Annotated in this window: 22 protein-coding genes and 1 tRNA gene; 7 read left to right on the forward strand and 16 right to left on the reverse strand. The window is 41.5% G+C overall.

What is annotated here, in order from left to right; all coding sequences use genetic code 11:
* From QM738_RS08170 to QM738_RS08205, 8 genes are all read right to left on the reverse strand, one after another.
* A complete protein-coding gene (locus tag QM738_RS08170) occupies positions 1–546 on the reverse strand; it encodes an ORF6N domain-containing protein (protein ID WP_462276197.1) in 546 nt (181 codons plus the stop codon).
* A gap of 94 nt (positions 547–640) precedes the next feature.
* Positions 641–1,639: a homocysteine S-methyltransferase family protein gene (locus tag QM738_RS08175; protein ID WP_462276198.1), complete on the reverse strand. Its 999-nt coding sequence runs from the start codon at positions 1,637–1,639 to the stop codon at positions 641–643.
* A 276-nt stretch (positions 1,640–1,915) separates the two neighbouring features.
* Entirely contained in the window at positions 1,916–2,464 is a 549-nt protein-coding gene (locus QM738_RS08180) for a YceI family protein (RefSeq protein ID WP_462276199.1), read from the reverse strand.
* Positions 2,465–2,481: 17 nt separating this feature from the next.
* Positions 2,482–2,937 (reverse strand): OB-fold protein, encoded by a 456-nt coding sequence (locus QM738_RS08185; protein WP_462276200.1) that lies wholly within the window; start codon positions 2,935–2,937, stop codon positions 2,482–2,484.
* A 79-nt stretch (positions 2,938–3,016) separates the two neighbouring features.
* Complete coding sequence (gene recR, locus QM738_RS08190) at positions 3,017–3,640, reverse strand: recombination mediator RecR (protein WP_462276201.1); 624 nt, start codon at positions 3,638–3,640, stop codon at positions 3,017–3,019.
* 102 nt (positions 3,641–3,742) lie between these two features.
* On the reverse strand, positions 3,743–5,149 hold the full coding sequence (locus tag QM738_RS08195) for an Ig-like domain-containing domain (RefSeq protein ID WP_462276202.1): 1,407 nt from the start codon (positions 5,147–5,149) through the stop codon (positions 3,743–3,745).
* A gap of 354 nt (positions 5,150–5,503) precedes the next feature.
* On the reverse strand, positions 5,504–5,746 hold the full coding sequence (locus QM738_RS08200) for a hypothetical protein (RefSeq protein WP_462276203.1): 243 nt from the start codon (positions 5,744–5,746) through the stop codon (positions 5,504–5,506).
* Positions 5,747–5,784: 38 nt separating this feature from the next.
* The gene (locus QM738_RS08205; protein ID WP_462276204.1) at positions 5,785–8,934 is read right to left on the reverse strand and encodes an ATP-dependent helicase; all 3,150 of its coding nucleotides are present in this window, start codon (positions 8,932–8,934) and stop codon (positions 5,785–5,787) included.
* A gap of 53 nt (positions 8,935–8,987) precedes the next feature.
* Between QM738_RS08205 and QM738_RS08210 the strand changes: the two genes are divergently transcribed.
* Positions 8,988–9,449, forward strand: coding sequence for an SRPBCC family protein (locus QM738_RS08210; protein ID WP_462276205.1), 462 nt, complete (start codon positions 8,988–8,990; stop codon positions 9,447–9,449).
* A gap of 98 nt (positions 9,450–9,547) precedes the next feature.
* The gene (locus QM738_RS08215; protein WP_462276206.1) at positions 9,548–10,450 is read left to right on the forward strand and encodes an OmpA family protein; all 903 of its coding nucleotides are present in this window, start codon (positions 9,548–9,550) and stop codon (positions 10,448–10,450) included.
* Between the two features lie 9 nt (positions 10,451–10,459).
* On the opposite strand, the gene QM738_RS08220 is transcribed toward QM738_RS08215, so the two are convergent.
* Positions 10,460–11,113 (reverse strand): tetratricopeptide repeat protein, encoded by a 654-nt coding sequence (locus tag QM738_RS08220; protein ID WP_462276207.1) that lies wholly within the window; start codon positions 11,111–11,113, stop codon positions 10,460–10,462.
* Positions 11,114–11,164: 51 nt separating this feature from the next.
* Positions 11,165–11,617 carry a VOC family protein gene (locus QM738_RS08225; RefSeq protein WP_462276208.1) on the reverse strand — a complete coding sequence of 151 codons (453 nt, stop codon included), beginning with the start codon at positions 11,615–11,617 and terminating at the stop codon, positions 11,165–11,167.
* Between the two features lie 107 nt (positions 11,618–11,724).
* On the opposite strand from QM738_RS08225, the gene QM738_RS08230 reads away from it, so the two are divergent.
* Positions 11,725–11,796 (forward strand) — tRNA-Arg (locus tag QM738_RS08230).
* Between the two features lie 131 nt (positions 11,797–11,927).
* Here QM738_RS08230 and QM738_RS08235 read toward each other — a convergent pair.
* The 4 genes from QM738_RS08235 to QM738_RS08250 all read right to left on the reverse strand — a co-directional run bounded on the left by QM738_RS08235 (position 11,928) and on the right by QM738_RS08250 (position 16,641).
* Positions 11,928–12,263 carry a globin domain-containing protein gene (locus tag QM738_RS08235; RefSeq protein WP_462276209.1) on the reverse strand — a complete coding sequence of 112 codons (336 nt, stop codon included), beginning with the start codon at positions 12,261–12,263 and terminating at the stop codon, positions 11,928–11,930.
* 95 nt (positions 12,264–12,358) lie between these two features.
* Positions 12,359–13,129, reverse strand: coding sequence for a LytR/AlgR family response regulator transcription factor (locus QM738_RS08240; RefSeq protein WP_462276210.1), 771 nt, complete (start codon positions 13,127–13,129; stop codon positions 12,359–12,361).
* On the reverse strand, positions 13,126–16,149 hold the full coding sequence (locus tag QM738_RS08245; RefSeq protein WP_462276211.1) for a ligand-binding sensor domain-containing protein: 3,024 nt from the start codon (positions 16,147–16,149) through the stop codon (positions 13,126–13,128). Before QM738_RS08245 ends, QM738_RS08240 begins: the two co-directional genes overlap by 4 nt.
* A gap of 162 nt (positions 16,150–16,311) precedes the next feature.
* Positions 16,312–16,641, reverse strand: a complete 330-nt coding sequence (locus QM738_RS08250; protein ID WP_462276212.1) for a hypothetical protein — start codon at positions 16,639–16,641, stop codon at positions 16,312–16,314.
* A gap of 358 nt (positions 16,642–16,999) precedes the next feature.
* On the opposite strand from QM738_RS08250, the gene QM738_RS08255 reads away from it, so the two are divergent.
* Together QM738_RS08255 and QM738_RS08260 are read left to right on the forward strand one after the other, a co-directional pair.
* Positions 17,000–18,436: a C1q-like domain-containing protein gene (locus QM738_RS08255; RefSeq protein WP_462276213.1), complete on the forward strand. Its 1,437-nt coding sequence runs from the start codon at positions 17,000–17,002 to the stop codon at positions 18,434–18,436.
* A 21-nt stretch (positions 18,437–18,457) separates the two neighbouring features.
* Positions 18,458–19,219 carry a T9SS type A sorting domain-containing protein gene (locus QM738_RS08260; RefSeq protein ID WP_462276214.1) on the forward strand — a complete coding sequence of 254 codons (762 nt, stop codon included), beginning with the start codon at positions 18,458–18,460 and terminating at the stop codon, positions 19,217–19,219.
* Between the two features lie 147 nt (positions 19,220–19,366).
* Here the strand turns inward: QM738_RS08260 and QM738_RS08265 are convergent, their stop codons facing one another.
* Positions 19,367–19,747 carry a YybH family protein gene (locus QM738_RS08265; RefSeq protein WP_462276215.1) on the reverse strand — a complete coding sequence of 127 codons (381 nt, stop codon included), beginning with the start codon at positions 19,745–19,747 and terminating at the stop codon, positions 19,367–19,369.
* A 37-nt stretch (positions 19,748–19,784) separates the two neighbouring features.
* Complete coding sequence (locus QM738_RS08270; protein ID WP_462276216.1) at positions 19,785–20,552, reverse strand: isocitrate lyase/PEP mutase family protein; 768 nt, start codon at positions 20,550–20,552, stop codon at positions 19,785–19,787.
* Positions 20,553–20,725: 173 nt separating this feature from the next.
* Here QM738_RS08270 and QM738_RS08275 point away from each other — a divergent pair, with 173 nt between their 5' ends.
* Both QM738_RS08275 and QM738_RS08280 read left to right on the forward strand, forming a co-directional pair.
* On the forward strand, positions 20,726–21,541 hold the full coding sequence (locus QM738_RS08275) for a DUF6597 domain-containing transcriptional factor (RefSeq protein WP_462276217.1): 816 nt from the start codon (positions 20,726–20,728) through the stop codon (positions 21,539–21,541).
* Between the two features lie 424 nt (positions 21,542–21,965).
* The gene (locus QM738_RS08280) at positions 21,966–26,666 is read left to right on the forward strand and encodes an Ig-like domain-containing protein (RefSeq protein WP_462276218.1); all 4,701 of its coding nucleotides are present in this window, start codon (positions 21,966–21,968) and stop codon (positions 26,664–26,666) included.
* Positions 26,667–26,711 lie beyond the last annotated feature (45 nt).

Raw genomic sequence — 26,711 nt, forward strand, 5'->3', positions numbered from 1 at the left:
TTATTTTTTGTTGGGGTACGGAAACCCGATCGCTTTTCTTGGTTTATTCTCTTGTATCAATAATTTCTTAAGGTATTCAAAAATTGTTTTTATTTCTTCGTCATGCTGTACCAGGTGCCGCTCTATCTTTTCTATTTTATGCCAAAGTTCTTTATTGTCAAACAGCAGGGCTTTCATTTTGGTAAACACCCTTATGATCTGGATATTTACCTCAATTGCCGTATCAGAATTAAGCACGGATGAAAGCATGGCAACACCCTGTTCTGTAAAAGCAAAGGGGAAATACCTTGTTCCGCCTCGCCCTTTCTTTGAGGTCACAAATTGTGACCTCAAAGAATTCCATTCTTCTTCAGTTAGTTGAAACATAAAATCATCCGGGAAGCGTTGAATTCTACGCTTAACAGCCTGGTTCAATACTTTTACTTCCACTCCATACATTTCCGCCAAATCCTTATCCAGCATCACTTTCATCCCACGGATCCAATACACTTTCTCTACAATTTTTTCTTCCGTTACTTTAGTTACGGCTGACTTAGCTTTCGTCATACAATTAATTTTTTAAATGATTAATTATTGACTTTTCTAAGGACCAGGTTTATCTTCAACTTGAAGTCACAATTTGTGACTTCAAAAAATCCGTTTATAATGCTTCCTCTAATACCGGTAATTGCCTTGGCTTAAATTCCCTTACTTCATCTGCTATATGTTTGATATGATCAGGCGTGGTGCCGCAGCAGCCACCCACAATATTCAGCCAGCCATTGGCAGCCCATTCTTCAATGATATGAGCAGTTTCGTGCGGCTGTTCATCGTATTCGCCAAATGCATTGGGCAAACCGGCATTGGGATAAGCCGATACATAACAACCGGCTATCTGCGATAACTCTTCAATATGCGGCCGCATTTCCGAAGCGCCCAGCGCACAATTCAATCCTACACTTAATGGGTTGGCATGTGCCACGGAGGTGTAAAATGCTTCCAGTGTTTGTCCGCTCAGTGTTCTTCCGCTGGCATCGGTAATAGTACCGCTGATCATGATGGGCAGTTCGGGCAAATTGTTTTTCCTGAAAAAATGCTTGGCAGCGTAAATAGCGGCTTTTGCATTCAGCGTATCAAAAATGGTTTCAATTAAAAGAATATCCACGCCCCCTTCCACCAAACCTTTTATCTGTTCGGTATAGGCGGCAGCCACTTCATCAAAAGTTACTGCACGAAAACCAGGGTTGTTCACATCAGGCGATAAACTCAGGGTTTTATTCAAGGGCCCGATAGCACCCGCCACCCAGGCTGTTTTACCTGAACGCTTAATGGCTTCCCTGGCGCATTGTGCACTGGCCACATTCATTTCATAAGCCACCGACTGCATGTCATAATCAGCCTGTGCAATAACGGTGCTGCTGAAAGTATTGGTTTCAATAATGTCGGCACCGGCATCGAGGTATTGTTTATGAATACCAATGATGATCTCTGGCTGGGTAATGCTCAGTAAGTCATTATTACCCTTTACATCGGTATGCCAGTCTTTAAACCTTTCACCACGGTAATCGGCTTCCTGTAATTTATGGCGCTGTATCATGGTGCCCATGGCGCCATCAATAATTAATATCCTTTCTTTTAATGCTTCTTTGATCGTTTGCATACTATTACAAATTTAGAGGCTCATCACTGGTATACAGTACAAGTGAGTGACACAACGATGATGACCATAGTTGTAAAAGCCCAGTTCACAATAAAATAAGTTTGAACTATTAAACGCTGGAAAAGCTCAGTTGGAGTTTCTTGGACGTTTATTAGTTCTTTTAAAGGCTGAACAATAAACAAATCTGCCTGTTATTCTGCTGCAAAAATACAATAGAAAAGCCATAACACAAAATGTTATGGCTTTTGTAAGATCGTGTTAAAAGGCACGCCTGTACTACATCTTCTGGTCGAAATTGCAGGCTACCGTTACCTCTACAGTTTTGGCGATATTATCCTGGTATACTTTGGGGATGCTGATATTATAATCGGCAACGGTAACCATAAACTTTGAAGTGCCGGTTATTTGCCCGTTTTTAACAGTAACAGAACTGCTGGCCGTTTGTTTTTTGGTTACTCCGTGAATGGTAAGGTCGCCGGAAACAGTTACAGGATAAGTGCCATCTTTTGTAAAATCAACTTTCGACAGGTCGGTGATGTTGCCTTTAAATGTTGCTTTGGGAAATTTATCGCTTTCCATATAATCGGCATTAAAATGTTCTTCCATCAATGCTTTTTTAAAATGAAAGCCCTTGGTTAAAAGCGAGAACTGCAATTCGCCACTCTGCGTATTGATAACAGCCATTACCTGGTTGTTATCTGCCTTGATATCTTCCAATGCTGTTTTGGAAAAGAAAGAGATGCTGCCATTCTTGGTAAAATATTTTTGTGCATCAGCATAGTAAGCGGTTGTTGCAACCAATACCAACAAGATTATACGTTTCATTTTATCATTGATTTTTTTTATTGTACAATAAAACAACGTGTTAATATCACGTCGCCGGGAATGCCCATATCTGCATCAAAATTGTATCCTGTACAAATTCCTTTTACTGCAATTTTGCTGCCGGTATTGATGTTCTCTACTTTACCTTCCATACTGCAGTTGATGAAAGCCCCGCCGGTAGAGGTTTTTAACAAAACAATAAAAGTACCCTGCTGATCTTTTTTTACTTCACTTACCTCACCTTGTACTTTTATTACTTTATGATTCACTTCATCGCCGATGAATTTATTTTTTGCTGCAGCAGAATCAGTCATGAAAGATCGGTGCAGATCAGTAGCTGCAATGTCTGCCACCGGTGTACTATCCTGTACGCTAAAATGCTTTTTGTTATAGAGATAATACCCCACGGCAGCAGCGCCCAGTATTAAAACCAGGATGGTTAAGAGGATAGTTTTTTTTGTTTTGCGTGTCATAATAATTACATCAACCAGGTGTAATCATTACAACGATGAAATAAGCGGAAGGGTTGCTTTGAAGAAAAAAATGCGCTGTTTAATTACCGGCAGTAATATAATTCTCTACAGGAATGCGGTTGCTGATACTTTTGGCAAGGGTCATTTCATCAGCATATTCCAATTCGCCGCCAAAGGCAATGCCCCGGGCAATGGTGGTGATCTTTACCGGCAGGGATTTGAGTTTTTTGCCGATATAATAAATAGTGGTGTCGCCTTGGATATTGGGATTAAGTGCAAATATGATCTCGGTGGTGTTTTCTTTGTTCACGCGGTCTATCAGCGATTCTATCTGTAACTGCTCGGGGCCAATACCATCCAGCGGAGAGATGATGCCACCCAAAACATGATATACACCGTTGAATTGCTGGGTGCTTTCAATAGCGATCACATCCCGGATATTTTCCACCACGCAGATCATTTCCTGCTTGCGTAGATTATTGCTGCAGATATTGCACAACTCTTTATCAGAAATATTATGGCAGCGGCTGCAGAATTTTATCTGCTGTCTTAAAGTAGCCACTGCATTGCTAAAACCGGTCACATCATTCACATCCTGTTTAATAAGATGCAATACCAGGCGCAGGGCAGTTTTTTTACCAATGCCGGGCAGTTTTGCAAATTCGTTCACCGCATTTTCTAAAAGAGAGGAGGAGAAGACCATGAGGCAAAGATAATGGATAATGAAATAATGAATAATTGATAATGCCTTAAAATGATTGCTCTTTACAAGAAATGCAGTTACTGCAATATGAAAAATTATTCATTACAGGTTGATCTCACTTTCATTATCCCAGCTTTCGCGGATAGATATTTTTTTAGGCAGGGCGATCACTTTTTCGGGTTGCAGTTTTTTGGAATAACTGCCGGGGTCCCAGCGGCCATTGTTATTATCATCGAACAATATCCTTATCTCGTATTCGCCGGGCGGAAATAATTTGTAGCGCCATTCCTGGCTGGTGATGGCAAAAGATTCCTTTATATCGCCCTGTTGTACAAACTGTATCACCGGGTGTTTTTTTAGATCGATATTGTTGAAACGCAATACCACGTTGCCATAGTCAGCTTCCCGCTTTGTTTTAAAACGGATGGTATCTGTTTTGGCAATAGTGCTGTCGGTACTGTCCGTAACCGCAGTTTTATTGATGATGAGCCTGTAATCTGTTTCTTCCTTCCAGGCCTGCTTCAAAACGATCTTATTACTGTCCAGCAAATAATGCACACCGGAAATGGGAACATAATTAGTGTCTGTTAAAATGATCTTTGAACTGTCGAATTTTTTAATGGCACTGGTGTATTGCAACACCAGATCTTTACGCAGATCCTGCCCCTCACCACCATTGGAAAGGGTGTATTTTAATTTCTTTTGTGCAGCGGTTTTGGGTTTGGTGGTAGTACTGGCCTGGGGTTGCTGCTTGATATCTTTTTCTTCGGCGTAAGCATATAAAGTTACCGGGCTGGTACTGTCTTTTTCTGAAGTAACAGGCTTATCTAAAAAGGCAAACAATTCCGATTTGGAATTATAGGTCTTGCCGCCATCACCATCTTTTAATGCATAGATATTAAAATTGCCCGGCGGCAGGTTATAAAAACTAAAACTGCCATCGCCTTTTACAAAAGCAATATAGTTGGGTTTTATTTTTTCAACGGTGGAATCAACTGCATTGCGGTACAGCATCACTATCATCGTGCTGTCTGTTTTACCGGTTTCAGCCAACTCCACCTTACCGGATAATCGCATAGAATCGATCACCGGCCCGGTTGAAAAAACATAGGTAAAATTCTTCAACACATTGCCTTCATTCACATCTTTAATAGCACTGCCAAAATTGATAGAGTAAGTAGTGTTAGGCAGCAAACTGTCTTTTAATTTTATGGAAACAGTTTTAAGTTTAGTCCTGAATTCCGGAGTTTGTTTTGGATAAGGCGAAACAATGATGTTGGCCTGTATATCCTGCAGTTCATCAATGTATTCATCAAAACTAAAGCTGATCTTATTGCCTGTAAAATTGGTGGTGGCCGGTTCCGGTTTTGCATCTACCAATACCGGTGGTAAAGTATCTTTTGCACCGCCCGATATGGCGCCAATCTGCCCGCAGCCATTGCTGCCGATGGTGATAATGCCGCAAAGCGCAATAATAAGCAGTGAATATAAAAGGCCCGTCGCTCTCATTAATTGGTATTGAACTGCAAACTTAAAGGGTTTAATCAGCATAGCAGGTGTAAAAACCGTATTTAAAATTTATTTAGCTTTTTGGGATTTTGCCAGGTGTTAAAAATGGCTATAATTTCAATGTGATCGCGTTTGTTTTTATAAACCACCAGGTTTCTTTTATATAAAGTGTATTTCCACAGCCCTTTTCATTTGTTTAAGTAAGGAAAAATAGTTGGATGTAAAGAGATCAGGTTTAAAAAAGCAGCCCATCTTTCATGAAAGTTAATTAAAGTCGGTTTGCCAAACTTATATAAGATCCAGGCATAGGTTTCATCCAGGTCATTTAAAGCCTCGGGGGAAATTATAACCTGTTTAGGCAAGGCCATATTTTTTCGTTAATGCAGACATTGCCTTTTTTGCAGTAATACCTTTCCCTTCTTTCAATTGACGCAGACCAGTTGATATTTTAACTTTTTGCGGTTCAGTTAAAGTTTGCCAGGCAGTTTTATCCATCTTCTCCTGCTTAACCAAAGAATGCAGTTTATACAATTCCTTGACCGTACTTTCAGGGGCTTTGTTTATTTCTTCAATTAATTTTTTTCTTATTGCTGACATATAAAAATTGTATTCAAATATACAAATTGTATGGCTAATTATACTTCCTCTTCTTCCTCCTCCAGGTCGTGCAAAGCCACTGCCAGCTGGTTATCTTTTACAAAATTGCACCAGTGGCAATCCTCTTTTCCGCAGCCGGTATAAAATTCACGGGCCTGTATCTTTTGCCAGGTATCGGTGAGTTGTTGTTTTACTGTTTCGGTATCGGCAGGTGATATCACGATCTTTTCCTTGCGGTATTCTTTCTTTTTATCAGGCTCCACAAAATCAAACTCAGTGCTGATCACTTTCCAATCTTTTTGCTGGTAATTATCCACAAGTAACTTATAAAAAACAGCCTGCCGCCAGTAATCGCCGCCATTGGGTTCTTTATCGTGCGGCGCTTTTAATTTGGGCAGGGCTTTATCAATATCACCGCTTTTGTAATCCACCACATTTACATTCTTACCATCAAACTCCAATTTATCCAGTTTACCTTTTAAGGGTACCCCATTCACCACCACACCTTTTATATTTCTTTCCACAGCCACCACCCTGTTCCAGCTGTTAATGTATTTATCGTAATAATTGCGCAACACTTCATCTCCGTATTCCATTCTTCTTTCAAATGCTTCTTTGGTAAAGTTTTCGCGGTGGCGGTGCATGTACCAGTTAAAATCGGCCATCATCTCATCTTTGGAAGCAAAGGTTTCCTGCTTACCATCCTGCATCTTGCGGAATAATTTTTCCAGCGCATAATGAATCGCACTACCAAATTCAGTAGCCTCGCTTTTACCGGTGGGTATGCGTATCAAATTCTGGTAATAGAACTGCAGCGGGCATTTTAAATAATTATTGAGCGCAGTTACGTTCATTACAAATTTATCCAGCAAAGCGCTGATAAAATCTTCTTCGGCCTTTTCAATTTCGGGCGCCTGTGCATTGAACTGCAGCATTTCAAAATCGGCAACAGTTATTGCCGGCAACTCAATTTTTTCAACGGGCAACTGGTGTTGCTGCAATATTTCGGCTACAAACATGGATGGTTCCATTTGCTTGCCATCGTTCTTGAATTTTGCATAAGAAAGGTGCAAATGTTTTTCCGCCCTCGTAAGCGCTACATAAAATAAGCGACGCAATTCTTCTTCATCAGATGAAACCGGCTGGGAAGAGAACATGGTATCGGGGAATTTATAACCACCGCCGGGTTTCCTTTTCTTTTCCCACGAAGAGGCATTAACGCCTGCAAAAAATACCTGCTCAAACTCCAGCCCCTTACTGCCATGCGCCGTAAGCAGGTTCACGGCTTTTTCGTTGCCCGCCACCTGTATCATGGGCAGGGGCAGGTTTTCTTTTTCCATCAGGTCGATGATGGCGATCAAACCCTCCAGGCCCAGTAAAGGATTACGGCTGGTTTCTTCTTTAATAAAATCAAACAAGGCGCTCAGTAACTGGATCAATGTTAACCTGTCATCGCTCTGCATCATGTAAGGGAGTATACCCGCATGCTGTATGATATTGGCAAACAATTGCTGCAGTGTAACATTCGATACGTCGACGATCAGTTGCTCAATAATGCCGCTTACATTTTTTAGCTGAGGATTAATGCCCGTATCAAAAAGATCCCGTGCCGGTTGGTTGGCCTTATCGTATAACAATTTGCGGATTGAAGTAGGCTCACTATTGTAGCGGCGCTGGTTCACTTCTACTGTAAGTTTTGCAATTTCGATAGGAGGGATGTTGTAAAAATCAAAATGCAATATCTCAAACAACATTTCATCACCACCATAAGGTATATCGTGCTCGGCATTTAAGTAGCGCAACAGCTGGATCAATTTTTTTACAAAGGCATTTTCCAGGATATTGATGCTTCGTTTACTGTATACCGGTATACCTTTTAAACGAAAATACCTGGCCAGCTCCTCACCGTATTTATTTTCCTTGTAGATCACGGCTATCCTGCCCGGTTCAGTTTTTTGCTGTAACAGTTCTGTAACCTGTAGGGTAATACCCGCCATCTCTTCCTTTACAGAATTGTATTCGTTGATGACCGGAGGGTTTGTAAGTGTATTGATCTTTGTATTGGATGCGATCAGTTCCTTGCTCAATCCATCGATCTTTTTTACAAGGCGCTCTTCGTTCTTATTGATCAGCGTTTTTGAAATATCCAGTATGGGTTGTGTGCTGCGGTAATTGCTGGTAAGCACCACCGTTAGTAAGTCTTTTGTATAGGTGCTGGCAAAGTTCAGCATGTTCTCCACGTTGGCGCCCTGGAAGCGGTAGATGCTCTGGTCATCATCCCCCACCACAAACACATTGGGTTTATCCCAATAACTGATGAGCAGTTGTACCAGCCTGTTCTGTATACCACTGGTATCCTGGTATTCATCCACCAGTATGTATTGAAATTTTTCCTGGTAATTCAGCAGCACAGCGGCATTTTCTTCAAATACTTTTATCACCCAGTTGATCATGTCATCAAAATCGTAGCGGTTCCTTTTGCGCATCAGGTTTTGATAATTATCAAACTCATTTACAGCTGCCCGCAGCTTTTCCAGTTTTTCTTTTTCTTCCGCTATCTTATCTGTACGCACATCGCCTTTCTTAAAATCTTTTACAGCACGCTTGGCAATATATTCATCCCGCAAGGGCAGGTCGTTGATGTATTCGTCGATCTTTTCGTTGATATAAACCGGTGTCCAGCCCTCTCTCTTCATGGCAGAGAACAGGCCTTTTAAATTATTGATCTCGTAATACACATCGCCCCGGTATCTTTTTAAAGCATGATTTTTTGGAAAGGAATCGATCAATGTTTTAAAAAGCTGGATGCTTTCCAGTTCCGACACTGCATCGAGCGATGTTTTTTCAAACAGTGACAGGTTATCCTGTATCACATCATTACAAAAAGCATGAAAGGTGTAGATGTTTACTTTATAGGCATCGGCACCAATGAACTGCAGCAACCTTTTGCGCATGGCAATGGTACCGGCATCGGTATAGGTAAGGCATAAAATATTTTCGGGCAGGGCATCAGTGTCAAGCAATATTTTACCAATCCGTGCAGCGAGTATCTGCGTTTTACCGGTGCCGGGCCCGGCAATTACCATCACGGGCCCATCAATAGTATCCACCGCTTTTTGCTGCTGTGTGTTGAGCCGTTGATATTCTTCGTTGAATTTTTTCTGTAAATGATCTCTGTAATCGGGCATGTACCAAAGATACCTGATAAAGAACAAAAATACCTTATGTTTGTTGCTACGTTATGAGCAAGGTGTATAGTATCAAAACCACGCAATTGATCCCCGTTTCGCTGCAAACCGCCTGGGATTTTTTCAGCAGTCCTGATAATTTACAGGAGATAACACCGAATGATATGAACTTCCGGACCATCTCTAAACATCATGGCAATAAAATGTACCCCGGCCAGCTGATAGAATACAAAGTGAGCCCGGTACTGGGCATTCCGCTTTATTGGATGACGGAGATAACGCATGTGGAAGACAAAAACTATTTTGTGGATGAACAGCGCTTTGGACCTTACAGCCTGTGGCATCACCAGCACCATTTTAAAGTGGTGGATGGCGGCGTGGAAATGACCGATATTGTGCATTATAAATTACCCTTTTGGTTTTTGGGCGATATTGCACATGCTTTATTTGTAAAACGACAATTAAAAAAGATATTTGATTACCGGTACAAAACAGTTGCAGAAAAATTTAAATAATGGTAAATATTTCTAAAATAACAGTGCCCGTGCAACCCGTTGACCCTAATCGGTATCATTATTGCTTAATAGTCGTATCTTTTAATTGATTTTAGCGGATGAGAAAGTTTGTATATCCTTTATTGATAATGTTTTTGATGAGTTTTGCTATTGCAAATGCGCACCCTGCATTGAAACCGGTTAATAACAACCGGCCCACCGGCAGCGATTCCACGCTCATCCTCATCCCTTTTGATTATAAACAATCTGCACTTTATCACCAGTTTACTTTTGAAGTGATTGACAGCGTGGTAAAACTGATGCTGAAAGATACTGCTATCAAGGTTTCCATTGATGGCTATGCCCACCAGGATGAAGGCAGCGATACCATTTGCAAATATCTTTCGCTGAACAGGGCGTTGTTTGTAAAAGATTATATGCTGGGCCGCGGGGTAGACCCTGCCCGCATTACACTGGTACGTGGCATGGGCAAATTAAAATCCAAGAACAGCGATGTAAATAAAGACGGGCATATACTTAACTGTAAGGCAGAGCTGCACATGCAGTACCCGTCGCCGCCCAAACCTGTAGTGATATCCGACAAGGACAATGACGGCATTGCAGATGCAGATGATGCCTGTCCCGAATCGTATGGCTATAAAGAGAATAAAGGTTGCCCTGATAAAGATGCCATTATTATTCCTTTCGAATTCCAGGTATCATCGCTGGCGGCGTATACTTATAAAGCGCTGGACAGTGTGATCAATGTGTTGAAGGAAAATCCTGCGTTGAATGTTGCCATCGAAGGCCATGCGTATCCTGCAGAAGGGATCAATGCCGTATGTGAAAAGCTGGCAATGGACCGGGCTTCAATAGTAAAGAATTATTTTTTATCGCGTAATATACCGGTAAGGCGTATTGTATCGGTGGAAAGCTTTGGCAACAGGCGACCATTTAATGCCGGCACCAATCCAATGGAAGTGGCGCAAAACGCAAGGGCACAGTTATTTTTACGAAAGTAGCCGCGACATTTATCCCGGCATCCTGGTAATATATTTTTCCAGTTGTTTTATCTGGTCAACAATTTGCGGAGTGGTAGGCTTATAGCTTTTTGCCTTCCTGAAATAATCTTTGGCAGCCCTGAATTCCCTTTTATTCATCATGATAGAGCAAAGTTGTAAATAGGCAGCTGCATTATTTTCATTATCGGGTAGCCCTGCCCGTATGGCCTGGCGGATATAGCTCTCGCCCTGCTTCATATCGCCACGCTGTATGCAAAGCATGCCCAGCTGCAGCTTGTTGGGACCTTCAGCCTGTTTGGTCATGCTGCCACCCAGCGAAAGACCTTTTTTCATCATCTCTTCGGCGCCTTCATAATCCTGGTCTACCATGGCCAGGTTGCCTTTAAGTGTATAATATTGAGAACGTACGGGCTTTAATAAAAGGCCGGGAAACCATACACTGTCCAGTATTTTTTTGGCTGTTTCCATATCGCCGTTCTCCATAGGCTCCTGCAATAAACGCAATGGACCCACCAGGAAATGACCCACGATGGCAATAACAGCAATTAAATATAAAATAAAAGAGGGCCAGAAACCGGCCTGCATATTGGTATAAATGGCAAGGGCTAAAAAAACCAGTCCCAGCCAAAGGCGGTACTTAATTAAAAGGTTCAACCACTTCATGATCGCTAAAATTTTGGAGGGCAAAGATACGGTTTGCCGCCAAAATGCCCATTACTCTTTTGCATCATTTATTTCGAGCCAGTAGCCGTCGGGGTCTTTAAAATAGATCTGTTTTACCCCATCCACCCGCAGGGTAACCGCATTTTTTTCTCCCGCCCAGTTCTCGTACCCGATCTTGTTTTTTTCGAGTACTTTGATAAAGTCTGTAACAGAAGGAACGGTAAAGCAGAGATGGCTGTTCTTCGGCAGATCGTAAGCTGCCGCGGCACCCTGTATTAAATGTAAATGGCTTTTGTAACCCACACTGAGCCAGGTATGTTTACCATCATGGAAGGGCTCCGGGATACTGTCGAGCCCCACAATATGCATATAAAAATCGGTACTGGTTTTAAGGTTTACTACGTAATGGGCAATATGGTTAAGGCTGGCTTTATTTTGGGCAAAAGAGGCGGTCTGGAGCAATATTAAGAGGCCAATTATCGGGGCAACCCTGATTTTTTTCATATTTAAGCTGTTTGAGCCTAAATGTAATTAAATAAATGCTGGTTTTTATGAACAGGTGGCAAGAAATAATTACTTTTGCCCTCCAAAATTCTGAAATATAGAATGCTGGCCCTGTAGTTCAATGGATAGAATAGAAGTTTCCTAAACTTTAGATACAAGTTCGATTCTTGTCGGGGCTACACAACCGGAAACAGTAATGTTTCCGGCTTTTTTTTTGGCCGAAAGGCCTGCTGCTTTAATTAACCGGGTGATCAGTTTTTTTCATGCTACATACCAGGGCTCTGCTCAAACTGAATTGTGATAAAACCCATTACCTTTTTGTCATAATCAGTACAAGGTCATTATAACATTGAGCCCATGCTTCGCTTGTTGCTGTTGTCCAGGAAACATCTAATACCTGCTTTAAGGTCCAGAGTAAGGCATTTCCAACCAATTCATAATGGTGAGGCTTTATACCATAGCCATCGTGTCGTTTGCCCATGGCGGTGATCTCTTCGCTGATTGCTTCAAATCTGTCCAGTTGGGTGATGATAGCAGTAAGCATATCCATTAATTTGCTGTACTGCAATTGCATATTGTCGGGAAACAGCTTTCGCAACCTGGGGCTATCGTTGAATAACTTGGTGTAAAAAATATCTGCTATCAAATCCGGATTGATTCCGCGAAGCGATTTCCAGGACTGCTTTACCAATTGTATTTGCTCTTTTGTCAGTTGCATAAGAAGAATCCGGAATTGGTGATCTATCTTTCAAACCACTTTTTAAACGAGGGTGCTTTGTCGCGGCTTATATCCTGCTCCATCTTTAATGGAGCTTTTAAAGTGAGCGTTAATTTTTGATTTTCGTGTGGTTTTATGCTTTGGATCGCATCAATGTGTACAAGGCTTTGCCTGTTTGCCCGGTAATAAAGCTGGGGATCCAGCAGTTCTTCCACTTCTTCTAATGTAGTAAAATCAATAATGTACTTCTCCCCGCCGAATGTTACCAGGTAGTTGAGGTTTTCCCTGTAAAAACAGGCGATGTCTTTTGTAAATACCGGGATCCAGTTGTTGCGCTGTTTTACTATAAATTTTTCTTTATAACGGTTAACTGTAGCCTGCGGATTGGTCATCATGGTCAGTAACTGTTGTATATCTTTCGGGTACTCTGCTCTGCTCTTAACAATTTCCCTTGCCTTGTCTATGGCAGTTTTCAGGTTTTCCTCGTCAATAGGTTTAAGCAGGTAATCAATACCATTTACCTTAAAGGCTTTAATGGCATATTCATCATAAGCGGTGGTAAAAATTACCGGGCATTTGAATTTATACCGCTCAAATATTTCAAAACTCACTCCGTCACTCAACTGTATATCAGCAAAAAGCAGGTCAGGTTCGGCATTTTCCATAAACCACTTATAAGCGGTTTTAATGCTGGGCAATACATATACTATTTTTACATCCGGCGCCACTGTTGCAATTTTATACTGCAGCTCTTTTGCTATCAGGGTTTCATCTTCTATTATTACAGCATTCATATCAAAGGTATTTTAACAATAAAATATTTATCCGTTTCAAGGATCTCCATTGGCCGGGGGCCCAGGTACCTGTATAGTGATTGCATATTGGCCAATCCCTGCCGGTTACTGGTTTCCACAAATTTTTTCTTTTGCAGGTTGTTCTGCACCACCAGGCAGTTATCTTCTACAAATAATTCAATGATCAATGGCGAATCTGCATTGACCGTGTTATGTTTAATGGCATTTTCCACCAGGTTTTGAAGTGTGACCGGTGCAATTTTTCTATGCAGATACTCTTCGTCTATCCGCATGTGCACCTGCAAACCTTTTTCAAACCTTGTTTGCTGCAGGTCGATATACATTTGTACAAACTTCAGCTCTTCACTTATGGGCACCACTTCATTATCCCTGTTCTTTAAAATATAACGATATACTTTACTCATCTTATCTAAAAAATCGCCTGCCATTCGCTGGTCAAGCCTGATAAGGCTGCTGAGAGAAGTAAGTGAATTAAATAAGAAATGGGGATTCAGGTGCTGCTTCAGGTTTTCATACATTACTAATGCTTTTTCCTTTTCCAGTAATTGCGTCTTGCTTTCCAGCAATAGTAGTTTTTCTTTTTGAGCAACGCGGTAGCGGTAAATAAAAAACAACAGGCCTCCGGAGAAAAGCAGTATACCGATCAAAAACCAGCTGGACTTATAATACGGCGTTGCAATTGTAAAACTTAATACAGCATCTTCTGTTTTCCATGTTTTATTCCTGCCTCTTACCTCAACCATGAACTTATAATCCCCGGGCGGAAGGTTATTATACAATGCTTCATGATTTTCACCGGCAGTTGTCCATGCTGTTTCTGCGCCTTCCAGTTTATATAATAGATCGTACGGAAATATTTCTTTACTAACGTTATAGCCAAAACGAAATCGAATAGTATTTTCATCAGGCTTTAAAACAATTTTATTACTGGCGAACACATTAATTTCAGTGGACCCAACTTTCATTTGACTGATCTGTGGGGCCCGGCTGACCGGACTTACATTGATCCTGCCAGGTATAAGCTCAAATAATTCTTTATCAGCAGCAGCAAGCAGGTTGCCATTAGCCAATTTTGACAAATAGCTGTTATAGTTTAACTCTCCATCTTCTGCCTTGAGTATAAAATTCAGGAAACGATTTGTTTCGGGGATGTACACAGATACCTTGTTGAAATAGACACTCCATAACCTGCCGTAACGATCCGTATTAATATGCTGCATCCTGTTTACCAGCAAGCCATCTTCTTCATCCAGCACTTGTATTTTATTATTGACGGCATTATATTGGATAATTCCTATACCATGTTTAATCACCCAAACATTTTTATTGACGTCAGCCGTCATGCCGGTGAAGTAGCCTATTTCATTGGGAGTGAAACTGGTCAGCTTTCGTGTTGTAAAACTGTAATTGTTATTTTTAAAAGCTATTGCTCCATTCAATGTTTTACACCACAATGTGCGATCAGGCGAAACCATAATGCCAGATATAAGAGTGCCGTCTTTGGGCAAATCAGGTTCGGGTGAAAATTGTAACAAGTGTGTTGTTCCGGTTATGCAGTTCCACTGAAGCACCTGCCTGCCATCATTAAAATAAAGTAGGGAGTCTGCATCATTTGCAAATTCGCAGCATTTAAAATCCCTAAATGAAGCGGGTAAGAAATTATAAGGAGTTATCTTATTGGTGTTATTTAAGATCTGCCAGGCACCTGTTTCTGTAGTAATAATTATTCTATCTTTTAAAAACCGCACCATATTAACTATCCCTGGTTTTGTTCCATCGCTTCGGGCAGCTGCCTGCTTAAAATCATAAGTTGTGTATTTACCGGTTTCAGGAAAATAATGGATAATAACTGCTGTACTTGTCATTATCCAGATGCTTTTATCAACAGCATTCTCTTCCGCCATATAAATTGAACTGCCGTTCAGTTCTTTCACTTTATCCTTCAGGTGAAATCTTTTATACATAATTGCATAAGGATTGCATAAGGATATACCGGAATGGGTGCCCAGCCAGATGGTACCATCATCATCCTGGTAAACAGCCCAAAAAAATTGAGCAGTAATAGATCCCTTGTCCTGGGGATCATGTACTATTTCTTCTATCTTGTTTCCCTTTGATAGATCTACCACCAGCACTCTTCGCTCCCAGTTGGAATACCACAAGCGATGATCCTTGTCTTCAAAAGTTGCAGTGCCCTTTAATGGCGGTAATTCTTTACTGAGGCCTATTTCCCGGACGATTTTTTTTGTTGAGGGGTTAAATGAGACCAGTGCTTTTCGGCTATTATCCGAAAACCAGATGTTTCCATCCGGTGCCATGCTCATTGCTGATGTAGCTCTTTTTGCAAAAAGGGAGTCGGTATTCCTGGTTGCAAAATTCAACAGCTCATTTTTACTGATATCATAATACATGATCCCACCTTCGGTGGCCAGCCATAATCCTTTTCCCGAAGCATCAACGATCAACCCGTTCTTTGTAATACGAAATCCCTCCCGCTGATTGGAATAGACTACTGTTTTAAAAACATTATCAAACTGGTTTTTTACCGGGTCGTACCTGAAAACAAAATAATGATTGGTGGCCCAGATATTACCCGACGAATCACAAGCAATGTTTCCAAAATAAGTAACAGAATCGCCCTGCCTGATAGGATAGTTGATAAAATTATCTTTACCTGGCTGGTAACAAAACAGGCCTGCATCAGTAGCGCCCCAGAGATTACCATTTTTATCTTCGCAAAGCTGCTGTACCACTTCGTTTAATATAGAGTTGCTGTTTTTCTTTTTTTTATAGGAATAAAAGTTTGAACCATCAAACCTGTTCAGGCCATTATAAGTACCAATCCAGAACCTTCCTTTACTGTCTTTCAGAAAACAATTGACAATATTGTTACTCAAACCATTTTCTTCATCCAGGTGAGAAAAAATATAGGGATTATCCTGGCTTTGTGCTTTAAACCAGCATAACAGGAAAAAGATTATCACACAACTCCTTTGCATTGCTGTAAAATAAAAATAATTCTCCTGCACACAAAACCGTACTAATGAATAGGTGGAAAATTCTAACGAATCGTGGTAAATTTCAAATGAACCGTTTTTAAAAATTGGTTCTTTCTAAAAAACCTACCAGTGTAAAAAGTGCAGCTGCAACAAAACACAGTATTACATTATAATTACTACTTCAGGTTTACCCGGTACATAACGAATGCGCACTACATGACCGCATTGCGGTATGCAGGCACCATTAACCAATGTATTACTGTGCGTATACATATAGTTGCCATCTGTTTTTTTCAACTTCAACCACAGTTGTACCTGTTGTAACCTGCCAATATAACGGTTAAAGGGGGTAGCATGTATTACTTCTGCATGCCCTTCCAGCCCGGTATGCAATACATGGCGTTGTTGCCGCAACAGTTGCCGCAACTCTTTTTTTTCTGTGCTTACGGTTAAGAATGCAAGCAGTGATATATACCTGGCCAGTTTCATCATTCAAAATTGCACCACCAATAATTGGTTTAAAATTTTATTATGCTGTACTGCTTTATATTTTAAACGAATCGTGCATTACTGCTGATAAAGGGTAAAGGAATGACGATGTAAACAACTGTTGCTGCAATAACCCAGGCGCCAACGGTTCGTTTGAGATTTACCCCCGTTTATTTAATAAGTAAGAACTGTGGTTGATTGAAGTTATGTACAGCTGCCATTTGTTTTCATTTTTACAGCGTCAAACAAAAAAATCAAAACAAATAACTGTATTATGAAAAAGTTACTCTTTACATTTCTTCTAGGCGTCTCTGTTAGTATTACCATGGCTCAGGCACCCAACTTAATCAACTATCAAGGTGTGGCTCTTAATGCTGCCGGCAGCCCGATTGCCAATAAACCGATTAGTATCAGGGCTACTATTCATACGGGCACCGCCAATGGTACTACTCAATATAGTGAAGTGCGAACCGTAACAACAGATGCTACAGGCCTGTTCGATTTTCAAATAGGAAGTGCCGGGGCAAGCGCCGTAACTGGTAGTTTGGCTAGTGCAACCTGGTCGGCTGCTGCTAAGTATTTACAAATAGAAATGGACCCTGCCGGTGGTAATACCTTTACTGATATGGGAACACAGCAATTAGTAAGTGTACCGTATGCGCTCAATGCCAAGAGCGCTTCATCGCTTACACCCGATGCGATCGTTAACCTAAGTAATATCAGTACAAGTGGTGCAAGTGCAAACCAGGTATTAAAATATAACGGAACAAACTGGGCCCCGGCTACCATTAATACTTCAACTTTTAGTTTGCCCTATGGAGGTACAGATACCACTAGCATTTCATTCTATATTAATAATGTAGGTAATGATAGTAAAGCTATTGAGGGGCAAGCATTCGGCACAAATAGTACGGCAGTAAAGGGAACAACCTATAGTAATGGGAAAGGCGTGTTTGGAGAAGCGTCTTCGTCAACAGGCTACGGCGTGTACGGACAAAATACAACGGGCATAGCAATAAGCGGAATAGCTGCACCCACTACATCGGGTACACCGGCTGTACGGGGTGAATGTACAGGTACAACGGGCATAGGTGTTGCAGGCTATTCGGATGGTGCAACCGCTACAGGTGTTTATGGCGAATCTTTAAGCGGTACGGGTGTAAAAGGATATGGAAATAATGCAGGAAGTGTAGCCGTATTTGGAAGCGCTTTGGCAGGTACCGGTGTAAAAGCCTATAGCTTTACGGGTAACGCTTTGGAAGTAGATGGCAAATTGAAAATAGCAGGCGGTAATACCAACCCCAGCCAGGGTGCAGTATTAACCAGTGACGCCAGCGGCAATGCGGTTTGGAAAAATAATAAGGTAGGTTTTATTGCCGGGCTAACATCCAGTTCAGGACAAAATTTAGCATTCAATACCTGGACCAATGCAATAATGACCGACACCTACAATCAAGGTAATGGTTTTAATAATAGTGCTGCTGCAACTAATCCAAGCACTTTTATTGCACCAGTATCCGGCTTATATACTTTCTCATTTAGCGGCATCTATTATTATTATAGTTCAGTTTATAACCTCATTTCAGTACACGGTATGTTAGTTGTCAACAACACAACTCTGTTTGAACACGACGCAAATCAAAATCCAGGTTATTGGATGAACCTGGAATTCACTGAAATTGTTCATTTGAATGCAGGAGATAAGGTGAAGCTTCAGGTTAGGCAGTTTAACTGGGCTTCAGCAGCTGCTGAAATATCTCACTTGAAATTCTCAGGATACCTGGTATATGCCGATTAATCCACCTTAATAAAATACAAAATGAAAAAGTATATTATAACGGCCTTATGTTTTATTGCACTGCAGGCAAATGCACAAACAATACAGCGTAGTGTAATTGGAAGTGCAGGAACGGTACAAAGTAATGCCTCATACAAACTATGCTCAACTGTAGGTGAAGCCATTACTAAAAAGCTAAGTGTACCGGGTTTAACTATTAACCAGGGCTTTCAGCAAAACAAAATAGCAGGTACTGCATTGCCTGTTTTAGGTTTAGACTTTACTGCCACACGATTAAACAAAAACGAAGTAAAACTAACCTGGAAAACCATACAGGAAATAAACAATAAAGGTTTTCACATAGAAAGACGAAAAGAGAATGAAAGTAATTATGCAGCAATTGGTTTTGTTGCCAGCAATACAATTGATGGCAACAGCAGTTTTCCTTTAAGTTATACAACAACTGATACCAATAATTTTTCCGGTAATACTTACTACCGCTTAAAACAGGAAGATAAAGACGGTCGAAACACTTACTCAGTTATAAGTGTGGTAAAAGGAGATGTAAACAAACAATTGACCATGCAGGTTTGGCCAGTGCCAAGTACCGGCCCGATAAGTGTAGTGGTGAATGGTTTAGGAAAACCGGATATGTTGCAGGTATTTGATGTAAGCGGCAGGCTGCTGAAGCAACAGGCTATACAAAACAATTTACAGGCACAATTAACCAATCTTGCTCCCGGAACATATATACTACGCCTGGCCGAAAATAAGGACGTGGTACAAAAGATCATCATTCAGTAATAAAAGGTATAGCCATTACATTTTAAAGTCTTTTTCCTTGGTTCGTGTCTCACGGACAAAGGAAAAAGATAAAAAATAAAACTGAGCAAATAAACAGGCCTCGCCAACAATAAAGTGGCGGGCCTGGTTATAAGCGTAGCAAAATGCTTAAGCTATCAGCCCCGCTTCGGCACCAAATGCATGATCGATCACGATCTTCCAGGTGCCATCTGTTTGGCGCTTCATTACCTCTACTCCTTTTGCGCTGATCTTCACATCATCGCCGTCGGTAATGCTCCATTCAGATCTGCCTACAGCAATGTCGCCGGTTTGGAGACAATAAACAGTTTTGATCTCCATCTTTCCTTTAATGGATAAAATAGCTTTGATAGCTGCCGCAAATTGTTCCGTTCCGGATACAGGTTTGCCCGGTTCGGGTACGATAATGCCGTTTACATCATACATACTCATCACTGTGGCTACATCACCTGTGTTAAAAGCTGCCGCTAATGTTGTGTGAGCATCTTCTGCTCTTTTTGGTAGGTTCATTTTGAATGAATTTTTGAATAGTGAGTAAAATATTTGATCAGATAACAGCTGAAAAATTGTTATCACGGATGATAGTTGCTGCAAGGCTGCCGGCATGCTGGTAAACTTTGTTGAAAAAGAAAGTCCCCATGCTGATCCTTTTTACGCCGAGCGATTGTAAAGTTCCGAAATTGGGCAGGTTGGGCATACACATAACATTTACGGGGAGTTTGGTAGCACTAACAATATGCTTGATATCGTTGATCGCTGTTATGCAGGGTACAAAAATTCCATGGATGCCAGTTTCCTCATATTTTTTGATACGGCTGGTGGTCTCTTCCAGCGCACCAGGCAGTGCTAACAAAAATCCGTCAGTCCGGATGTTTAAAAACATATTGATATTTTTCCGGCTTAAATAATTGGTGATTACTGAAAGTGTTTTTGTGAATTGATCGGCAGGCAACAATGTTCTCTTTTCGCCTGCTACGGTATCTTCCAGGTTAATGCCCACTGCCCCGGCATCGTGCAGTTTTTCGATATTAGTAATGATCTCATTTACATTCCTGCTGTATCCGCCTTCCATATCCACTGTTAATGGTATCGTTACAGCTTTTGTTACGCTTTTTGTGATTTGACAGAGCAGATCAAATGGGAGATGCTCGCCATCCTCATACCCAAATGCATTGGAAATAGCTGCACTAGAAATGCCAATGGCCTGGTAATTGGCTGCTTCAAATATTTTTGCACTGTTTACATCCCAGATATTTGCAAGTAGTAAGGGTGATGATTGCTGGTGCAGCTGCGTGAATTTTTCAAATAAGTTCATCTGTTTGCTTTTTTGTTTTTAATTACACAAAACTATGCTGCACAAAAAGCGGGGAATAGTACAAATCGGAAAGGAAGACCTTTTGTAAAAAAATAACGGTTTACTATTTCCGATTTGTACAATGGGAAATGAAAAATTATATGGAATTTTGAATACTGAATCAATGGTAGCAAATGATATTTAAAGAAATACTTCCTTCGGTTGCATTAAGGCCTTATATAAAGGAATTTTATTTTTATGAGGCCAGCTCGGATATGAATTATGATGATGTTGTATTTCCAAGCGGAAATATGGAAGTGGTTTTTAATCTCGGTAGCGGTAACTGGCTAAGCAACCAGGGTGACAGTTTCGTCACCACGCCGCAAATTGAATTGTGGGGACAGATCACAGAGCCGCTTGCGATTAAGTCGGCCGGTAAAAACACCATGATGGGAGTGCGGTTCTTCACTTATTCAGCGGCTTATTTTTTTAATGAAAATGTTGCAGCATTAAACAACCAGGTACAGGATGCAGCAGACCTGTTTGGGTCTTCATTAAAAAACCTGTATCAACAACTACTGAATACCGATGACCTTAACGATCGGGTGAACCTTATAGAAACCTATTTGCTTAAAAGATTGCAGCTGACTGAAAAAAGACATGATAAGATCCGGTTTATTGGCCAGATTGTAAACGGCCTGGGAAAGAATATTGACACCAATAAGGTCATGGATATATCAATGCAGGCGAATGTATCTCCAAGGTACCTCAACATGTTGTTCACGCAATATACCGGCCTCGCTCCAAAGTTATTTTGTAAGATCAACCGGTTTCAAAACAGTTTGAGCAGGATCAATAAAAATAAAGAAAAACTTACCGGGGTAGCTTATGAATCCGGCTATTTCGATCAATCTCATTTTATCAGGGAATTCAAACAATTTACCGGCTTCACCCCCAATGCTTTTGCCAGTAAGGCATCAGCTATTAACCAGGTACTGGCAGGAAATTAAATCAGCGAATAATCAGTACTGCCAATGCAACACATGGCTTACTACAATTAGTGGCCAGATATTTGTCTGAACCGGACTTTTAGCGCTTCCAAAAGTAAGCGTGTAGCCTTTATTGTTACGTCTCCGACAAATACAAACGTTGCAGGCAATAAGGTTTGCCCCTTTTTATTTAAGAATTACTTAATAACCCTACGTTCTAAGTAACTATCTACCGTATTTTCCACAAATAATTGCCGGCACATTAAAATGAGATTAAAGTATTAGAAAATAATGCCGGTAAGAAAATTTTTTTGCTGTCGGCAGCGTTTAGGAATGTTTTTGAGTCAAAGAAACCGGCAAGCCAAAACATTTCAAAAAACTTAGAAATGGTTAGGTTGCTGCAACTCAGTCTATTTTTTTACCTATAAATAAAACAACTAACCGCATGAAAAAAGTCTACTTTTTACTTTTGCCGCTTATTTATTGTTTTAACTCCCATGCACAGGTAACGGGTGTTAAGAACATTCCGGGCGACTATGCCAGTTTAAGTGCAGCCATCACAGCGCTCAATACAACAGGTGTTGGTGCAGGTGGCGCTACCATTAACCTTACTGCAGGTTATGCAGAAACAGCTCCTGCGGGAGGGTTTCAATTGGGCAACACTTTGTTGAACGCATCTACCTCCAGCACCAACCCGCTTAAATTTGTTGGTTTAGGCAACAATATTATAACCGCACAAACAGGAACCAGCACCACACTGGATGGTATCTTTATTATCAAAGGAACAGATTATGTTACCCTTGATGGCCTTACTTTTAAAGAAGCCGCCGCAAATACCACGGCCACTACTGCAATGGAATATGCCATTGCAATGTTTAATCTTAACAGTACTGCGCCACTGGATGGTTGCCAGAATAATACCATTAAGAACTGCACTATTACATTAAACAGAACAATAGCTACTCCCAGTAAGGCAGTATTTGTGGCGCACCAGGTTGCCGCCAGCACCACGGCTTTACTACCTGCCATTGCCGGCGACCTGCATAGCAATAATAGTTTTTACAGTAATACTATATCGAATGTAATTACAGCTTTTTACCTGGGCGGGGCAACCTCCATGAACGATACCAATAATGATATCGGTGGTACCAGCGCAGCAACAGGAAACTCGATCACCAATGTTATTGGTGCGCTTTACAGCTCTGTGGGTGCAATTACCTGTACTTATCAAACCAATACTAATATTTCTTACAATACTATTAATAATACCAGCAATGGTGGCACTAATGCAATAGCTACTGCCTGGGCCATTTATGCTTATGGACCCAGCTGTACTTATACGGTCAATAACAACAATATCACATTAGTTGAATCGTCCATTTCCACTGCTTATGCCATATATGGTATTTACGGAAACGCGGCCCTTGCCAATATTACTGCACAAAACAACTCAGTTGATATTACAGAAACAACTGGGTCAAGCGCAGTTAATGATATCGCTATTTTTCTGCCCAACGGAAATAATACCAGTATAACAGGAAATATTGTTAAGCAAACGATGGGAGTAAGTGGTACTACTTATGGTATTTATATCACTTCAACCGGTACTGCTTCAGTTAACAGTAATACCTTAACGCAAACTGCTTCTGTTGCAACCAGTTCTCAATTTTATTCCATTGTTTCCGGTGGCACAGGTGTATCAGAAAGTATTCAGAACAATATTTTTCTTAACACCAATGTATCCACGGCGGGTACACTTGGTTACTTAGCATTGATATATACCAGTAACGGAACCGGTAATAAAACCATTACCGGCAATATCATCAGCGGTACAGTAACCCACACTTCTTCATCCGATCTTTATTGTATACTTGCAAACCCTGCTGCAGCAGCAGGTGCCGGTACAGCTACTATTGCCAATAATAATTTTTCGGGTATTACTAAAACAGGCACAGGCGGTTTGTATGGTATTTATTATGCGCCAACGGTAGCGTCTACCCTGCAGAATTATGATTTTCATGATAATACCTTCTCTAACATCAGTGGCGGGGCCACTGTAGCGCCGGTTTATTTTGCAGCGGGTAATACGGCTAATATTTATCAAAATAATATTTCCGGTATCACATCTGCGGGCAACGTATTTGGCATATACCAAACTACTCCCAATACTGTAACTGCCAACATTTATAAAAACCAGGTAAATGGTTTATCCACTACCGGTACAGCAACTGCAGCTTCGGGTGTTACAGTGGCATCAGGTGCAACTACTACTATCCATAATAATTTTATCCGTAACCTGCAGGCTGCTAATGCAAATGCTGCAGCCGACGGCGTTCGTGGTATCAGCCTTACCAGTAACACAGCATCATCGGCCATTAATGTATATTACAATACTATCAGCCTGAATGCAACATCTGTGGGCACTAATTTTTCCACTTCGGGTATTTATCATGCGGCAAGTGCCACAGCCACCACGGCTGCATTGGATATGAGGAACAATATCATTGTAAATACTTCCACTGCAAATGGTACAGGTACCAGTGCCGCTTTCAGGAGGTCGGGTACTGCTTTAGCTAATTACAGCAGCTCTTCCAATAATAACCTTTTCTATTGTGGTACACCCTCTGCAGCAAAATTGATTTATGCTGACGGAACCAATTTTGATCAGACATTAGCTGCTTACCAGGCAAGGGTTACGCCTGCAGATGCTGCATCCATAAGCGTGCAGCCTAATTTTGTATCTGCAACCGATCTTCACCTTACCGGTTTGGCTAATTGCGCTATTGACGGTAAGGCTACACCTATTGCCTCTTATACAACAGATTTTGATGGCGATACCCGTAATGCCAGCACACCGGATATTGGAGCAGATGAATTTGTAAACACATTCGTGCTTACTATTACCAATCCGCCTTCTGTATGTGCGCCTTCCACAGTTGATATTACGGCTGCGGCAGTAACTGCAGGTTCTTCTGCAGGTACATTATCTTATTGGATGGATGCGGCTGCAACAGTTGCTATCCCTGCCGGTAATGGTACACCAAATGCTATCACCACATCGGGCACTTATTACATTAAGTCTGATAATGGTATCGGTTGTTCGGATGTTAAACCGGTAGTCGTATCGATCGGTGTATCAGCAAGCGCTACCATCTCCTATACAGGTTCTCCTTATTGTCAAAATGCGGGTACGGCTACTGTTACCAGGACAGGTACAGCAGGCGGTACTTATTCTTCTACCACAGGGTTGGTTATAAACGCAACAACCGGCGATATTACTTTAGGCAGCAGTACACCGGGTACTTATACAGTGAACTACGGTTTTGTTGCGGGCGGCAGCTGTCCTGCAGCTAACTTTACCACAACGGTAACTATCACCGCAGCGCCTAACGCAACCATTTCTTATACAGGTTCGCCTTACTGCCAGAATGCAGGTACAGCAACCATTACACAAACGGGTACAACCGGCGGTACTTACTCATCCACTACCGGCTTAACCATCAATGCATCCACCGGCGCAGTTACCACTACCAGCAGTACACCGGGTACTTATACAGTTACTTACACGGTTGCTGCAGCAGGTGGTTGTGCAGTATATACCACCACTACATCTGTAACTATAACGGCAACGCCTAACGCAACTATCAGTTATGCAGGTTCGCCTTATTGCCAGAATGCAGGTACAGCAACGGTTACACAAACCGGCACTACGGGTGGTACTTATTCATCTACTACCGGTTTAACTATTAATGCTTCAACTGGTGCTGTTACTACTACCAGCAGTACACCGGGTACCTACACAGTTACCTATACAGTTGCAGCGGCAGGCGGTTGTGCAGTATTTACTACCACTGCTTCTATAACAATAACTGCTGCACCTGCTGCAACTATCAGCTATGCAGGTTCACCTTATTGCCAGAATGCAGGTACAGCAACGGTTACACAAACCGGTACCACGGGTGGTACTTATTCATCCACCACCGGTTTAACTATTAATGCTTCAACTGGCGCAGTTACCACTACCAGCAGTACAGCAGGTACCTACACGGTTACCTATACGGTTGCTGCAGCAGGCGGTTGTGCCGTTTATACCACCACTACATCTATAACTATAACTGCTACACCTAATGCAACCATTAGCTATGCAGGTTCGCCATATTGTCCAACTGGTACGGCTACCGTTACCCGTACGGGTACCACAGGCGGTACTTATTCATCCACTACCGGTTTAAGTATCAATGCTGCTACGGGAGATGTAAACCTTGCCGCAAGTACACCCGGTTCTTATACCGTTACCTATACAGTTGCGGCAGCAGGTGGTTGTGCAGTATTTACCACTACGTCGCCAATTGTTGTAAATACACTTTCGGTTGCAGCAACAGGCGCAACAACAAGTGTTGCTACATCCTGCGGACCGGTTAGTGCCACGCTTAATGTAACAGGCGGTTCTTTAGGTACGGGTGCTTCGTGGAAATGGTACAGCACCAGTTGCGGTGGTACAGCAGTAGGTACGGGTGCATCCATAACAGTAAACGTTGCGGCAACCACCACTTATTATGTAAGAGCAGAAGGCACCTGCAACAGCACGGCCTGTGCGAGTGTTACGGTAACAATTAACCCCATACCAACCGTTTCATTAACAGCAGCACCATTTACCAGTTTAATGCCGGGCATGTTCACCACCCTTACTGCAAACATTTCGCCGGTGGTGGCAGGTAATACCATAGTGTGGTACAAGAACAATACTGTTGTAAATAATGCTACCGGTACTACACTTGCTGTATCAGTGGACGACTTAGGTTCTTACACTGCCAGTGTAACATCACCTTTCGGTTGTGCATCAGCATTGTCTGCGCCGCTGGTAATTAAAGATTCTGCAACAGGCAAACTGTTTATTTCACCTAATCCAAACAATGGCGTATTTAAAGTAAGGTATTATACCAACAATACCAGCTTTGGTTTCTTACGCAGATTATTGATATATGATGCCAAAGGCGCTCTTGTATTCAATAAAAATATCCCTATCACGGCTCCGTACAGCAGCATGGATGTGGATATGAGAAAGAATGGAAAAGGTATTTATACTGTGGTGGTGTTTGATTTTAAAGGAAATCAATTAGCACAGAGTAAAGTAGTGATACAGTAAAAGAAGGACATTATTATTTATAAAAGAACGTACCTCCGACCAGCC

Source organism: Ferruginibacter sp., assembly GCF_049840995.1.
Lineage (GTDB): Bacteria > Bacteroidota > Bacteroidia > Chitinophagales > Chitinophagaceae > Ferruginibacter.